Consider the following 13953-nt stretch of genomic DNA (forward strand, 5'->3'; position numbering starts at 1 on the left):
GCTCGATACAAGGCGGTCAGGGTGAAGATTTCCTCGGCCTGCGCGATCGCCGACGCCCGATGCTGGGCGCGCAACTGATCGATCAGCCGCCTCGCCTCATCACTCGCATCGGTATCGAACATGTATTCGACTCTATCGGACAATCGCAGATCATGCCAGCTTTTTCACCGCGACTTTTCCTCTTCGGAACATCGCCGACAGACCCTGGGCGAAGCATTCGCATCAGCGACAACACCGGCTCGACGACTCACCCTGGCGATTGGATGTATCGGACCAAGCCGATGACGTCGTCAGGCACCAGTCGCCCGATTGCGCCGCTCGAATACACCGCCGTGACCACCGTGCCGTCCGGTGCCAGTACGAAACCGGTCGACTGCAGGTATTTCGGATCGGCGTTGACATAAGCGCCGGTCGCGGCGGCAACCTGATCGGCGTCGGCGCCGTACCCGACAGCGAAGCCCAGTCGCCGCTTCGATACGAGCGCGGCGGCAGCCGATTCGTCGTCAACCGAAATGGCAACGACAGCAATGCCTGCCGCACCCAGGGAATCATGGGCGCGCTGGAACGCCGCGAGTTGCGCATTGCAATAGGGGCACCACGCGCCTCGATAGAACAGCACGACCCCATAACCGCCGGACAGATCCGAGGGGAGCGAGATTGTGCCACCGCCGACCTTCGCGAATTCCAGCGCTGGAAACTGCCCACCATTGCTGAGCCGCGTCGGCGTGTCGGCTGATTCGATGTCGGATTGCGTCATGATGGCTCCCGCAGAAGTAGCTAACTGGACTATTGAGTCCACTATGCGCGGACCATAGTGGACCGTCAAGTCCAGAAGTTCTACACTCGACGCAATGGCGGCAATCGGGAGCACACGCACCGCGCAAGGCGGGCCCACCCTGACCGCGCGCGGTGCCGCGACGCGGGCGCGCATCATCGAAGCCGCCGCCGACCTGGTCTTCCAACAGGGCGTATCGGCAACCACGCTCGACGACGTGATGGCCGCCAGCGGCACAAGCAAGTCTCAGCTGTACCACTACTTCGCCGACAAGGATGCGCTCACCAACGCGGTGGTCGTCCGCGAAACCGAGCGCGTTCTCGACGCCCAGGATCACCTGCTACGCGACGCGAATTCGCTTGCCGGGCTGCGTGCTTGGGCCGCTGCGATCGTCGAGTTCCACCGCGAGCGACGCGGGGTCGGCGGCTGCCCTATCGGGTCCCTGGCCGGCGAACTGTCCGACAGTTCCGAGGACGCCCGGCTGCTACTGCAAGCGGGCTTCGCCATGTGGGAAGACAGGATTCGCGCAGTACTCGACGCCATGCACGGCACCGGCGAACTGCGCGCCGACGCCGTCACGGCAGATCTGGCTGCCGCAATCCTCACGGCGTTGCAAGGCGGCCTGTTGCTCACGCAGACCACCCATCTGACGCGGCACCTCGAACTGGGTTTGCAGATGGCTCTCGAACATGTTGCGCTGGAGTGCAATACGGGGCATCGGCACAAGAAGGCTCGACAGTCCGGTCAGTGACCGTAATTCATTCGGTACCGCAGTCGTTCGTAGTCCGAGAACTTGGTCCGATCGAGTAATGCAGGATCGAGTCCATGCTGGATCAGGCGCGAGCGCCGAAACACGTAGGTCAACGAGATTGTGAAAACGATCAACGGCACCAACATGATTGCGATCATCGCGATCTCGAGCCACACGTCTCCGCCGAGCAGAAAAACCAGCCCGAAGAACGGCAGTACGGGAAGCAGAAAGCGAATCAGATAACGCTCCATCGATCCCGGGCCGACCAGATCGTTGCGAACCCAATCATGGTGTGACTCGGGAAGTTCGAAGCCCAGATCGTAGCGGATGCGCTGGGTGATGCTGGGAGTGTTCATGGCCACAACGCTACGTCGCAAAGGAGCACCGAAACGGCTTCACTCCCCACCGTCACACTCTGGTCAGTTTTCGCGAAAGCTGTTGTCAGTCCTCGCCGATCACGTGCACCGCAGCCTCTTCGGCCGATGCGGCTCCACCATCGATTCCAGCGTCACCGGCATACAATTCTCTCTCATCGTCGCCGCCGTCACCGTCGTCGTTCGCGATCAAGCGGCCTGCGCGCCGACCACCCACCTCGTCGTCCTCCGGAAACTCTGCCTCCGGGTCGTCGGCGCTGTCGAGATCCATCGAGGGGTCCGGCTCTTCCTCAGCCAGCAACTGGTCGAGACTTTCGCCCTCGCGCTGCTCTGCTTCCGTAGTACCGAATCGGTCGATCCCCAACGGCCGATCGGGCGGGACGATGCCCTCGTCCAGGACGTCGTCGACACCTCGATCGACAAGTGTGTCCTCCTCTTGCAACTGGTCGTCTTCGTCGAGGCTGTATTCGCCCGTCGAACCTTCGTCAGTGCTGTCTGGATTCATAGGTCCACACTGCCATCGATCAGTCGTTCGCGCCCGCGGGATTCGGATCCGCGCCCGCGTAGGTTCCGTATCCGCGCGCCACCGCGGTTCCCTCGAAAATCAGTACTTCGTTGACGAGACCGCCCTTTTGGTTCCGGTAGTTGATGACCACGGTGTCGACACCCACGTAGTACTGAACCACGTCGAAATGCAGGTCCGGGATGCGACCGGCGATGCGAACACCACGTCCTCGGTGAAATGACCGAGCAGCGCGTCCAGGTCGTGCGCATTCCAGTTCCGAACCCAGGCGCCGACAAATGCGCCGACTTCGTCTTCCGTCATACCGCCAACGTAATCCCCCAACTGTAGGGTCAGCAGTATGGCCGATTCCGACCGCAGCACCCTGTTCGCACGGGGGTCGTGGGCGGAGACTGCGCGAGTCACGGCACTGCTCCGTCGCGAAACCGTAGGCGGCGCATTGCTGCTCGGCGCCGCAGTGTTCGCGCTGGTGTGGGCGAACTCCGCCTGGTCGGCGACCTACATCTCGTTTCGCGAGCTGGTTGTCGGCCCCAGTGCGCTGCATCTGAATCTCTCGCTCGGCACCTGGGCCGCCGACGGTCTGCTCGCCATCTTCTTCTTTGTCGTCGGCTTGGAGCTCAAGCGCGAATTCGTCGCGGGCGACCTCCGCGATCCGCGGCGAGCTGCGCTGCCCATCGCCGCCGCGATCGGCGGAATGGCTGTTCCCGCACTGGTGTTCACCGTCGTCAACCTCGGTTCGGGCAACGGCGCACTGCACGGCTGGGCCATCCCGACGGCAACCGACATCGCCTTCGCCGTTGCTGTGCTCGCGATCGTCAGCACCGACTTGCCGTCGGCTCTGCGCACCTTCCTGCTCACGTTGGCCGTAGTCGATGACCTACTCGCCGTCACCATCATCGCCATCTTCTATGCCGACACGCTGTCGTTCCGTCCGCTGTTGCTCGCACTGATTCCGTTGGCACTGTTCACCATTGCCGTGCAGCGCCGGATTAGATCGTGGTGGATCCTCCTCCCGCTCGCCCTGGCGACGTGGACCCTTGTGCATCAATCGGGGGTGCACGCCACCGTCGCCGGTGTGCTGCTCGGATTCGCAGTGCCCGTTCTGCGCAGCGAGCGAGCGGGCGGCCCCGACGCAGGACCGGGATTGGCCGAGCATTTCGAGCACCGCATCCGCCCGATCTCGTCGGGTGTGGCCGTTCCTGTGTTCGCCTTCTTCGCCGCGGGCGTCACGGTCGGTGGGATGTCCGGGCTGGGATCGTCGCTGCGCGACACGATCGCGCTTGGCGTGATCGGCGGTCTCATCCTCGGAAAGACCGTCGGGATTTTCGGGACCACGTTTCTGGTTGCGAAATTCACCCGCGCGACCCTGGACGAGGGACTGCAATGGTTGGACGTTCTTGGCGTGGCACTGCTGGGCGGCATCGGGTTCACCGTCTCGCTGCTGATCGGCGATCTGGCATTCGGCATGGACAGCACCCAGGGTGGGCATGTCAAGGTCGGCGTGCTGACCGGATCGGTGGCGGCAGCGCTACTGGCGGCAACTGTTCTCCGCGCTCGCAACAAGGCCTACAGCGCTATCGCCCTCGACGAAAGCAGGAACGAGCCTGACGCGCGTCAGTGATGCTTGTGCTTGACCGCCGGCGTGCCCTTGCCGTGGATCACGTCACCGCGGTCGTTGTCTGCCCAGCCACCGGCGTCGTATCCCTCCAGGTCGAAGCATTCCTGGCAGAACTGAATACCGAAGAGCGACAAGTAGATACTGCGGTAGACGGTCATGGCCTTCTTCGCCTTGGCCATCGCCTGCGACGATTTGGGCTGCGCTTCGATCAACGAATAGCGGCGGAAGTCTTCCACCGGTTCTTCCGAGAAACGGACCATGCCCAGCCGATTGAGGTTCGCCAGGTACTGCTGATCGCGCTCCACCCACTGGCAACCTGCCATATCGGCGATCATGTTGATGCCGCCTGCCAGGCGCTCCGACCCGACACCGAACGGCGTCTTGGTCCGCACATCGATCGCGGGTTGCGGGCCACATGCTGCAAGGAATCGCAGGATGCGCGCTTCGTCCGGCGTGAGCGATCGCAGGATCTGCGAGAACGCCGGGTGCTCCCCCATCGACTTGGACGGGAACCAGGACTTCTCGATCAGCGCGTTGCCCTGCGCCCTCAGGTCGTGGTTGTCCTTGGCGCCACGATTCAACCGCTCCGCAAAACCGTGTTCGGAATTGTCGTCCAGGCCCAACGCGTGCCAGGCAACGGTGCGTGCCTGCTCTACTCGGGTATCGACGATTTCGGTGATGGGCTCGCCCGCGCTGACTTCGCGCGCGATGTCGGTGGCAGCACCGATCGAGCTTTTCGCGAAGCCGGACATAGCTCGAAACAGCGTGGCTCCGGCCACCTTTGCCAGACCGATGGGGTCGGTGACCGCACCTGCTCCGCCCTTCGCCAGTTCCGTCAAAGCGCTCGACGACTGCGGTTTTCGTGCGGGCGTCGATACCGAATCGGCATCGACGACGATGTTCTTGTTCTGGACCGCTGGGGCGGATGCCTGCGGCCGATCAGGTGCGGCGTGTGTCATGTCAGGCTCCGAAGGTCAGTAGATGGACACAGCCGACGAGGATGCCGAGCAGACCGCCGTGCGCATAGAGCAACCAGGCGTCCTGCTCGATCGCGGAGTACAGCATGTCCATGAACTCCGACGCGGGCATCTTCCGAAGCTTGTCGGAGGCGAACTTGTCGATTTTCGACGACTGGTCCCTGGAAAAGGATTCGTCTTCCACGATCGACGGCGCCAGGTCCAAAGCGAGACCGCCTGCGCTGTGCGAGATGTGGTCCATTTCCTTTCCACCCACAGCGAACCGCACCATCGTCGACATCGGGCCGAGCAGACCGTTGATCTCCTTCGCCAAGATCTCCGTCAACATTCCGACCGTTTTGTCGCCGCGCGGACCGGCCAACAGCTCCCGGGCGATGTTCGGCATGGACAGCACCTTGTACGCGAGTAGGTGACCGAAGTCGCCTGCGGCTGCGTCTTGACGCTTCGCCAGCTTGGCTTGCTTCCACAGATATTTGTAGCGCGGCATCGGTTCGCCCGGCGTGAACACGACCTTGATGGCGATGACGTTGACGATGATGCCGATGAGTGCCGCGACGACCAGAATGATCAGCCAGTGCGGAATCAGCGAAATGACCGGAATCTTGTCGTGTATCTGCAGGTAGAGCGCGAGCAGCAGGCCCATCGGACCACCGAGAAGACCACTCTTGACCATGAACCGGAGCTCAGGCGCACCGATTCCATAGAAGATGTCCTTCAGCTGCTCGGGATGCCGCCGGAGATGCCCCACCGCCAACAGCTTCACGTCGATGAGATCCTCGATGTTGTCACCCATCTCGGCAAAGGCTCGCTGCGAGATCTCCGGTAGCTGCGCTTCGGCTCGGGAGTAGACAACCTCCTTCATGCTCTGCGGCAGATCGTTCCAGAGCCGCGGATTCTCTTTCTCCATGAGCTCGTCCACCAACGGACGCAACTGAGACTTCAAGACGACTGCGACTTGGGCAGCGATACCCTCAGGTTCCAGCTCGCGCACGAAGTCGTTGACGTTGCCGATCTTCGCGATCGCTTTGTCGACGACGAAGCTCGCCATCTTCTCGGCTCGTGCGGGCACGAAGCCCTGGAATCCGAGAATTCCGCCAGGCGCGAAAGTCGGAAGGATCTGAAGTTTTCTCGGCAGGAACGGGAAAATTGTCTTCACGCCAGGCATGTAGAAGCCATGAAAACGGGTAGGTGCGAAAAGCATCAACACACCCGTCCAGTTCGTGAGCAATCCCGCAATGGCGCTGAAAATCGGGAAGCTGATGAGGTCGATGACGAACTTGGACTGCCCAGTCATCTCCTCCCAGTCGATGAACACTCCTGAGGCCATATACGACACGTGCCGCTCCTTGCGCGTTCGAAACCGGTAATGCTGTCCGTATCTTGGCCTGTGTGGCGCGCGGCGTCTCGAAAATGCCGATAAGTGCAATCAGTGGTGCAGTTTGTTATGAAAAGTGCACCTTGCGAGCAGGAATACTGAGGACGAAATTCCGTTTCAACATTTCGCTCACCGAGTGCGTCACTCAGGAGCGAGTCGTGTTGACCAACAAGAGATTTGTCTCCAGGCCGTGCGTGATCTTGTTCGCGATGGAACCGAGCAGTCGGGCCGCGCCGCTCATGCTCTTGTTACCGATGACCACAATTTCGTACTTCCAGCCTTGCAGAATGATCGCGCTGGCCGCCTGCGAGTCGACGAGAATCTCTTCCTCGATCTCGACACCAGCCGAGTCCAGGTTCAGCGCGGCACGTGTGGCGGCGAGCACCCGAGCGCCGTCGTCGTGGCTCTTCGCGGCCGTGACCAGTCGTGGCGTCGCGCCCAACGCCGACGCGAGCCCGAGGCCGCGCTGCACTGCTTTCAGCGATGTGTCGGAGCCGTCTGTAGCCAGCGCAACGAAGTTCCATTGACTCGGCACCGGTTCGCGGGCATAGAGAACGTCGGCAATGCTGTGGTGCGAGAGCCGATTCGACGTGCTCCCGACGAGCCGGCTCGACGCTTTGGTGAGGCCCGTCGATCCGACAACGACGAGGGACTGCGGGTTGTCGTTCGTGTACGCGACGAGTTGATCGGCGGGGTCGCCGCTGACTCTCTTCGTATTGACTTCCTTGACGCCCAGATCTTTCAGAATTGCCTCAGCCGCGGTGGTGACTTCCACCGCCCATGCGTCGTTGTTGTCGTCTTCCCACACGGCTATCAAGTCGAGGGGTACGCCGAGCTTTGCCGCGATTCGGCCGCCGACCTTGACGGCGGCGGTCGCGTCGTCCGATCCGTCCGTTCCAACCATTACCCGCGGATAAGACTCCATCAATGGTTTCCTTTCGACGTCGTCGGACTCAGCGATGGTCACGGCATCACGAATCCAGCGGCACACACCTGCTCGACGGGCGTGACGCTACCGGCAGCGCTGACCGGCCGGTCCACTTTCACAAATAAACACGGCGACGTAGCAGTACAGAATGGCGTGTCGATCTGCGTTCGCATACGACGGTCGGTCGATTCCGCGACCTATCGCGATAAACTTGTCGGTGTGCGCCAGCGCGACCTGATGAAAAGGTGCTCACCGTGACCTCGCTCCAGAAGAGACCGCGTGCGGCACGCGGCCAGGGCACAGCGGTACGCGAAGAGATCCTCGTTGCCGCAAGTGCACTTCTTGCCGAGACCGGCTCGGTCGATCGCATCTCGTTGCGTGCGGTGGCCCGCGAGGTCGGCGTGACGCCGATGGCGTTGTACCGCTACTTCGACGACCTCGCCGGCATCGTGGTCGCGGTGAAGCTACGCCATTACGAGGAACTGGCGGAATCGCTGCAGCATGCCGTCGAGCACGCCGATTGCACTCCTCGCGCCCGGTTGTATGCGCTCGCAGAGGCATACTCGCACTTCGGGATCGAGCGTCCGGGCGCCTACCAGGTGCTGTTCTCGACCCCACTCGACGATCCACCGTTGCCCCACGACGTCGACGTCATCGGCCGCCGTGCGCTCGACGTCTTTCTCGACACTGTCGCCGGGCACTTGGCATTGTCGCGCGACCACCCTGACACCTGGTCGAAAACTCTGCAGCTATGGACAGCAATCCACGGCATCACGCACCTGCGGGTGATGCGAGCATCGATCGTCTGGCCTGATCTCGATCCCCAGATCCGTACGACGGTCGACCTCCTCTTTCCGTAGCCCGCAGGTCCGTACGTGCAATTCATACCCATAGAGGGTATGGTTATGCCTGTGTACGGGATACCCCTAGGTGGTATCCGGAACCCAACAGACACAGGAGGACGAACCGATGGCGACGACCGAATACCAGGTGACCGGCATGACCTGCGCACACTGCGAGAACGCGGTACGCGAGGAGGTCGGCAATGTCCCCGGTGTCGAGGGCATCGACGTCTCCGCCGCCACCGGCCGACTCGTCGTCTCCAGCTCTACCGACTTCGACGACTCGGCAGTGCTCGCGGCGGTCGAGGAGGCCGGCTACCAGGCAGCGCGATCCTGATGACCGCCCCGCTACGGCTCGGGCTGTACGGCTTGGCACTGGCCGCGATCTTCGCCGTGTGCTTCGTCGGCGCGAAGGCGCTCGTTCCCGACAGCGCAGCGGCGGCATGGAGCGAGCACTCGGATGCAACGCAGATGAGCCACGGAGACGAGTCCCATGCGAGTGCCGTTGTCCCCGGCTTGGCGGTCGAGCGAGAGGGTTATCAGATCAGCGACGTGAATGCGCCGAGCGCGGTGGGCAAGGACGGAACGCTCACGTTCCGGCTCACCGGCCCCGATGGGGCGGCCGTCACCGAGTACGCCGCCGCCCACGACAAAGATTTGCACCTGATAGTCGTCCGTAGCGACGGCGCGCAATTCCGGCACGTGCATCCGACGAACGACGGCGACGGGTCCTGGTCACTGCCGTGGCGCTGGTCCGCGGCCGGGTCCTATCGACTCTTTGCGGACTTCGTACCTGCTCCCCTGGGCAGCAACGTGGTCCTGACATCGACGGTCTCGGTCGCGGGCGAACTTGTGCCACGCCAGATTCCGCAGGACTCGACCGTTGCCACGGTCGGAGACTTCACTGTCACGCTCGGCGGATCCCTCACGGCTGGAACGGATGCCGACCTGACGCTCAGCGTCAGGCGCGGCGGCGTGCCGGTGACAACTCTCGAGCCGTATCTCGGCGCGTACGGTCATCTGGTCGCATTGCGCGAGGGCGATCTGGGCTACCTGCACGTACATCCGATGGGCGAACCCGGCGACGGCCGAACCCAACCCGGCCCGGACATCACGTTCATGGCCGCGCCGCCGACCGCCGGAAAGTATTTCCTCTACCTGGATTTCAAGGTCGACGGTCAGGTCCACACCGCGGAGTTCGCGGTCACCGCGCACCCCGACCACTGATCGAAGGAGGGATCTTATGACAGTGCCGACGCACCCGCAGGAGCTGAATCAGAACATCGAACTCAGCATCGGCGGTATGACCTGCGCGTCGTGCGCCATGCGGATCGAGAAGAAACTGAACAAGCTCGACGGCGTATCGGCGAGCGTCAACTATGCGACCGAGAAGGCCCGTGTCACAACGCCTTCCGGATACGATGCGGACGCTCTGATCGCCGAAGTGGAGAAGACCGGGTACACCGCAACACTTCCGGCTCGCCGAGAAGGCGCTGCCGAGCCTGCGTCGGATCCCGAGTTGACCGGTTTGCGCCACAGGCTGATCGGCGCTGTGGTGCTGTCCATTCCGGTGATCGTGCTCGCGATGGTGCCCGCATGGCAGTTCGACTACTGGCAGTGGGCCTCGCTGGTGCTCGCGTCGCCCGTCGTCGTCTGGGCTGCGTGGCCGTTCCACAAGGCGGCGGTCATGAATCTGCGCCACGGTGCGGCGACGATGGACACCCTGATCTCGGTCGGCACATCCGCGGCGTTCCTGTGGTCTCTGTACGCGCTGTTCTTGGGCAGCGCAGGTGAGCCGGGGATGAAGCACCCGTTCGAGTTCACCATCGCACCGAGCGATGGCGCCGCGAACATGTACCTCGAGGTGGCGGCAGGCGTCACGATGTTCGTGCTCGCCGGACGCTACTTCGAAAAGCGCTCCAAACGACAGGCAGGTGCCGCACTACGAGCGTTGCTCGACCTCGGGGCCAAGGATGTTGCAGTCCGTCGCGGCGGAGTCGAAACTCGCATTGCTACAGCAGATCTGGCAGTCGACGACGAGTTCGTCGTGCGCCCCGGCGAAAAGATCGCCGCCGACGGTGTCGTGATCGAGGGCACATCCGCGGTCGACGCGTCGATGCTCACCGGCGAATCAGTACCGGTAGAGGTTGCCGAAGGCGACGCGGTGGTCGGCGCAACGGTCAACGCAGGCGGGCGCCTTGTGATCCGGGCGACCCGCGTCGGCTCCGATACCCAACTCGCCCAGATGGCGCGACTGGTCGAAGACGCGCAATCAGGTAAGGCCGAGGTGCAACGCCTCGCCGACCGAATCTCCGGTGTCTTCGTGCCGATCGTGATCGGCATCGCGGTTGCCTCCCTTGCGGTATGGCTCGGTGGCGGCTTCCCCGTCACCGCCGCATTCACCGCCGCCGTTGCGGTCCTCATCGTCGCGTGTCCGTGTGCGCTCGGATTGGCTACGCCGACAGCACTTCTGGTCGGCACCGGCCGCGGCGCGCAACTCGGCATCCTGATCAAGGGGCCGGAGGTGCTGGAGTCAACCCGCGCGGTCGACACCATCGTGCTCGACAAGACCGGGACCGTCACCACCGGCAAGATGACGCTGCTCGATGTGACGACGACACCTGACACTGACGTCGACGCGGTGCTTCGACTCGCAGGCGCTGTCGAAGATGCGTCCGAGCACCCGATCGCGCAGGCAATTGCGAAGGGAGCCACCGCACGCGTGGGGTCACTCCCCACTCCCGAGTCGTTCGAGAACATCGAAGGTCGAGGCGTGCAGGGCATTGTCGACGGCCACCTGGTGCTCGTCGGGCGCCGATCGTTGCTCGACGACAGCGCACTGACGCTCGATGCGACCCTCGAGGCCGCAATGGCGAGCGCCGAGAACGACGGTAAGACCGCGGTGCTGGTCGCGTGGGACGGCGCTGCTCGCGCTGTACTCGTCGTCGCGGACTCGGTGAAACCGACCAGCGCGGAGGCGATCACACAATTCGCCGAACTCGGCCTCACGCAGATTCTCTTGACGGGCGACAACAAGACTGTCGCACGGCGAGTCGGCAGCGAGGTCGGGATCGAGCAGGTGATCGCCGAAGTTCTCCCCGAGGACAAGGCTGCCGTCGTGCAACGATTGCAAGCCGAGGGCAAAGTGGTCGCGATGGTCGGCGACGGTGTCAACGATGCTGCCGCACTTGCCCAGGCCGACCTCGGCCTGGCGATGGGCACCGGAACAGACGCCGCGATCGAAGCTGCCGACGTGACGCTCGTTAGAGGCGATCTCCGCTCCGCCGCCGATGCAATCCGATTGGCACGCAAGACACTTGGGACCATCAAGGTGAACTTGTTCTGGGCGTTCGCCTACAACGTCGCAGCGATTCCACTGGCCGCGTTCGGACTGCTCAATCCCATGCTCGCCGGTGCAACCATGGCGCTGTCCAGCGTCTTCGTCGTCAGTAACAGCTTGCGGCTGCGGTCGTTTCGCTCCCGCTCGGCAATGAAGGCCTAGCCGTGCACCACGATCATGTTGCGCAGTTCCGGCGTTTGTTCGCGATCATGCTGCTGTTCGCCGTTCCCGTTGTCGGAATGTCGAGCATGTTCGCGATGATTCTGGGCTATTCGCTACCCGACGGGCAGTGGGTCCCCTGGGTGTCGCCCACGCTCGGAACCGTCATGTACGTCTGGGGCGGAAAGCCCTTCCTCACAGGTGCTCTCGCCGAAGTTCGGTCCCGCAAGCCAGGCATGATGCTGCTGATCGCATTGGCGATCACGGTCGCATTCGTCGCGTCGCTCGGTGCCAGCGTCGGGGTCCTCGATCATCAGCTCGATTTCTGGTGGGAACTCGCGCTGCTGATCGTGATCATGTTGCTGGGGCACTGGATCGAGATGCGTTCGCTGGCGCAGACCACATCGGCGCTGGATTCACTCGCCGCCCTGCTACCGGACGAAGCCGAGCGCGTGGATGGCGCAGGAACAGTGTCGATTTCGCCGTCCGAACTCGAACTCGGCGACGTAGTTGTGGTTCGACCGGGTGGTCGTGTCCCGGCAGACGGCAAGGTGGTCTCCGGCTCGGCGCACATGGACGAGTCGATGATCACCGGCGAATCCCGCACCGTTCGACGCAGCGAAGGCGCATCTGTGGTCGCAGGAACCGTCGCCACCGACTCCGGCCTTCGTATCGAGGTGACTGCGGTCGGCGACGACACTGCGCTCGCCGGAATCCAGCGACTGGTTTCCGATGCGCAGAACTCGTCGTCGCGTGCCCAACGGATCGCGGATACCGCTGCCGCATGGCTGTTCTGGTTCGCGCTCGGCGCCGGCATCATCACCGCGATCGCCTGGGCGGTCCTCGGTATGCCCGACCAGGCGGTTGTGCGCACGATCACTGTTCTCGTCATCGCCTGTCCCCACGCGCTCGGCCTCGCGATTCCACTGGTCGTCTCGATCGCGACCGAACGGGCCGCACGCGGCGGTGTTCTGGTCAAGGACCGGCTTGCGCTGGAAAGCATGCGCACCGTCGACACGGTGTTGTTCGACAAGACGGGCACCCTCACCAAGGGCGAGCCCGCGGTCACCGCCCTCGAGCCGACGAACGGCTACGACGCAGACACCGTTCTTCGCTGCGCCGCTGCCGCCGAGACCGACTCCGAGCACCCGTTGGCTGGCGCAATTGTCAACGCCGCCAAGGCTCGTGGCATCGACGTCACCGGCGCCACGGACTTCGAGTCGTCGCCCGCGGTCGGTGTGTCCGCGATCGTCGACGGCACCCGCATCGACGTGGGCGGCCCGGCACTGTTGCAGCTGCACTCCGGGACAGAGCAGCCTATTGCCCGAGCCTGGCGTGAGGACGGCGCGATCATCTTGCACGTACTCGCGGATGGCAAGGTGATCGGCGCGTTGAAGCTGGCCGACGAGATCCGCGCGGAGTCACGGCATGCCGTCGACGGACTGCACGCGCAGAACATCCAGGTCGTGATGATCACCGGCGACGCCGATGCGGTTGCGAAATCCGTTGCGCGGGAACTGGGTGTGGACCGCTACTTCGCAGGCGTTCGGCCGGAAGACAAGTCCCAGCGGGTGATCGAGCTGCAACACGAGGGCCGCAAGGTCGCGATGGTGGGCGACGGCGTCAACGATGCACCAGCGCTCGCTGCCGCTGACGTGGGGATCGCGATCGGGGCGGGAACAGACGTCGCGATCGCATCGGCGGGCGTCATTCTTGCCAGCGACGATCCGCGATCGGTGCTGTCGGTGATCGAACTGTCGCGCGCGTCGTATCGCAAGATGAAGCAGAACCTCTGGTGGGCAGCGGGATACAACGTGATCTCGGTTCCGCTGGCAGCCGGTGTGCTGGCCCCGATCGGGTTCGTGATGCCGATGTCCGTCGGAGCGTTGTTGATGTCGCTGTCCACGATCGTCGTTGCGGTCAATGCACAATCACTGCGACGCCTGAACCTGTCCCCCGACGCCCACCCCACAGAGAAGAGATGATCGTGGACCACGAACATTCCGGCCAGCACGGCTACATCAGCGACAAGGATCGGTACTTGGCGCGCCTCAAGCGAATCGAAGGCCAGGCCCGCGGAATCCACCGGATGGTCGACGAGGAGCAGTACTGCATCGACATCCTCACGCAGATCTCCGCACTGACATCGGCATTGCAGGGCGTGGCTCTCGGACTGCTCGACGATCATCTCAAGCATTGCGTCGTCGACGCGGTGAACACCGGCGGCGAGGCAGGCGACGCGAAGATAGCCGAAGCGTCGCAAGCGATTGCGCGGCTCGTGCGGTCCTGAT

General features: G+C 63.3%; 14 protein-coding genes and 1 pseudogene. 8 read left to right on the plus strand and 7 right to left on the minus strand.

Annotation, left to right across the window (positions count from 1 at the left end):
* Window positions 1-247: 247 nt before the first annotated feature.
* Window positions 248-757, minus strand: a complete 510-nt coding sequence (locus tag FOY51_RS19670) for a peroxiredoxin family protein (RefSeq protein ID WP_149431970.1) — start codon at window positions 755-757, stop codon at window positions 248-250.
* A gap of 94 nt (window positions 758-851) precedes the next feature.
* Here FOY51_RS19670 and FOY51_RS19675 point away from each other — a divergent pair, with 94 nt between their 5' ends.
* Window positions 852-1526, plus strand: coding sequence for a TetR/AcrR family transcriptional regulator (locus FOY51_RS19675; RefSeq protein ID WP_149431971.1), 675 nt, complete (start codon window positions 852-854; stop codon window positions 1524-1526).
* On the opposite strand, the gene FOY51_RS19680 is transcribed toward FOY51_RS19675, so the two are convergent.
* From FOY51_RS19680 to FOY51_RS19690, 3 genes and pseudogenes are all read right to left on the minus strand, one after another.
* The gene (locus FOY51_RS19680) at window positions 1520-1882 is read right to left on the minus strand and encodes a DUF5313 family protein (RefSeq protein ID WP_149431972.1); all 363 of its coding nucleotides are present in this window, start codon (window positions 1880-1882) and stop codon (window positions 1520-1522) included. The two genes, FOY51_RS19675 and FOY51_RS19680, sit on opposite strands and share 7 nt — an antisense overlap.
* Window positions 1883-1967: 85 nt before the next feature.
* Complete coding sequence (locus FOY51_RS19685; protein WP_149431973.1) at window positions 1968-2405, minus strand: DUF5709 domain-containing protein; 438 nt, start codon at window positions 2403-2405, stop codon at window positions 1968-1970.
* Window positions 2406-2424: 19 nt separating this feature from the next.
* Window positions 2425-2726, minus strand: a pseudogene (locus tag FOY51_RS19690) (hypothetical protein).
* Between the two features lie 37 nt (window positions 2727-2763).
* On the opposite strand from FOY51_RS19690, the gene nhaA reads away from it, so the two are divergent.
* Window positions 2764-4044, plus strand: coding sequence for a Na+/H+ antiporter NhaA (gene nhaA / locus FOY51_RS19695; protein WP_149431974.1), 1281 nt, complete (start codon window positions 2764-2766; stop codon window positions 4042-4044).
* Here nhaA and FOY51_RS19700 read toward each other — a convergent pair.
* The 3 genes from FOY51_RS19700 to FOY51_RS19710 form a co-directional block, all read right to left on the minus strand.
* Window positions 4038-5000, minus strand: a complete 963-nt coding sequence (locus FOY51_RS19700) for an Abi-alpha family protein (protein WP_149431975.1) — start codon at window positions 4998-5000, stop codon at window positions 4038-4040. The two genes, nhaA and FOY51_RS19700, sit on opposite strands and share 7 nt — an antisense overlap.
* Window position 5001: 1 nt before the next feature.
* Complete coding sequence (locus tag FOY51_RS19705; protein ID WP_353961378.1) at window positions 5002-6345, minus strand: DUF445 domain-containing protein; 1344 nt, start codon at window positions 6343-6345, stop codon at window positions 5002-5004.
* Window positions 6346-6538: 193 nt separating this feature from the next.
* Complete coding sequence (locus FOY51_RS19710; protein ID WP_149431977.1) at window positions 6539-7318, minus strand: universal stress protein; 780 nt, start codon at window positions 7316-7318, stop codon at window positions 6539-6541.
* A gap of 257 nt (window positions 7319-7575) precedes the next feature.
* On the opposite strand from FOY51_RS19710, the gene FOY51_RS19715 reads away from it, so the two are divergent.
* From FOY51_RS19715 to FOY51_RS19740, 6 genes are all read left to right on the plus strand, one after another.
* On the plus strand, window positions 7576-8181 hold the full coding sequence (locus FOY51_RS19715; RefSeq protein ID WP_187776394.1) for a TetR/AcrR family transcriptional regulator: 606 nt from the start codon (window positions 7576-7578) through the stop codon (window positions 8179-8181).
* 109 nt (window positions 8182-8290) lie between these two features.
* On the plus strand, window positions 8291-8500 hold the full coding sequence (locus FOY51_RS19720) for a heavy-metal-associated domain-containing protein (RefSeq protein ID WP_149431979.1): 210 nt from the start codon (window positions 8291-8293) through the stop codon (window positions 8498-8500).
* The gene (locus tag FOY51_RS19725; protein ID WP_187776395.1) at window positions 8500-9390 is read left to right on the plus strand and encodes a DUF8832 domain-containing protein; all 891 of its coding nucleotides are present in this window, start codon (window positions 8500-8502) and stop codon (window positions 9388-9390) included. Before FOY51_RS19720 ends, FOY51_RS19725 begins: the two co-directional genes overlap by 1 nt.
* A 16-nt stretch (window positions 9391-9406) precedes the next feature.
* Window positions 9407-11665: a heavy metal translocating P-type ATPase gene (locus tag FOY51_RS19730; RefSeq protein ID WP_149431980.1), complete on the plus strand. Its 2259-nt coding sequence runs from the start codon at window positions 9407-9409 to the stop codon at window positions 11663-11665.
* 47 nt (window positions 11666-11712) lie between these two features.
* Window positions 11713-13647, plus strand: a complete 1935-nt coding sequence (locus FOY51_RS19735; protein ID WP_214633128.1) for a heavy metal translocating P-type ATPase — start codon at window positions 11713-11715, stop codon at window positions 13645-13647.
* A complete protein-coding gene (locus FOY51_RS19740; RefSeq protein ID WP_149431982.1) occupies window positions 13644-13952 on the plus strand; it encodes a metal-sensitive transcriptional regulator in 309 nt (102 codons plus the stop codon). The genes FOY51_RS19735 and FOY51_RS19740 overlap by 4 nt, the downstream gene beginning before the upstream one ends.
* The last annotated feature ends 1 nt before the right edge of the window (window position 13953 follow it).

The organism is Antrihabitans cavernicola, from assembly GCF_008297975.1.
Classification (GTDB): Bacteria; Actinomycetota; Actinomycetes; order Mycobacteriales; family Mycobacteriaceae; genus Antrihabitans; species Antrihabitans cavernicola.

Coding starts and splice junctions, on each gene's coding strand:
- FOY51_RS19685 (WP_149431973.1), bottom strand. CDS start 2,405: ATGAATCCAGACAGCACTGACGAAGGTTCGACGGGCGAATACAGCCTC.
- FOY51_RS19735 (WP_214633128.1), top strand. CDS start 11,713: ATGCTGCTGTTCGCCGTTCCCGTTGTCGGAATGTCGAGCATGTTCGCG.
- FOY51_RS19675 (WP_149431971.1), top strand. CDS start 852: ATGGCGGCAATCGGGAGCACACGCACCGCGCAAGGCGGGCCCACCCTG.
- FOY51_RS19705 (WP_353961378.1), bottom strand. CDS start 6,345: ATGGCCTCAGGAGTGTTCATCGACTGGGAGGAGATGACTGGGCAGTCC.
- nhaA (WP_149431974.1), top strand. CDS start 2,764: ATGGCCGATTCCGACCGCAGCACCCTGTTCGCACGGGGGTCGTGGGCG.
- FOY51_RS19720 (WP_149431979.1), top strand. CDS start 8,291: ATGGCGACGACCGAATACCAGGTGACCGGCATGACCTGCGCACACTGC.
- FOY51_RS19710 (WP_149431977.1), bottom strand. CDS start 7,318: ATGGAGTCTTATCCGCGGGTAATGGTTGGAACGGACGGATCGGACGAC.
- FOY51_RS19730 (WP_149431980.1), top strand. CDS start 9,407: ATGACAGTGCCGACGCACCCGCAGGAGCTGAATCAGAACATCGAACTC.
- FOY51_RS19700 (WP_149431975.1), bottom strand. CDS start 5,000: ATGACACACGCCGCACCTGATCGGCCGCAGGCATCCGCCCCAGCGGTC.
- FOY51_RS19680 (WP_149431972.1), bottom strand. CDS start 1,882: ATGAACACTCCCAGCATCACCCAGCGCATCCGCTACGATCTGGGCTTC.
- FOY51_RS19725 (WP_187776395.1), top strand. CDS start 8,500: ATGACCGCCCCGCTACGGCTCGGGCTGTACGGCTTGGCACTGGCCGCG.
- FOY51_RS19740 (WP_149431982.1), top strand. CDS start 13,644: ATGATCGTGGACCACGAACATTCCGGCCAGCACGGCTACATCAGCGAC.
- FOY51_RS19670 (WP_149431970.1), bottom strand. CDS start 757: ATGACGCAATCCGACATCGAATCAGCCGACACGCCGACGCGGCTCAGC.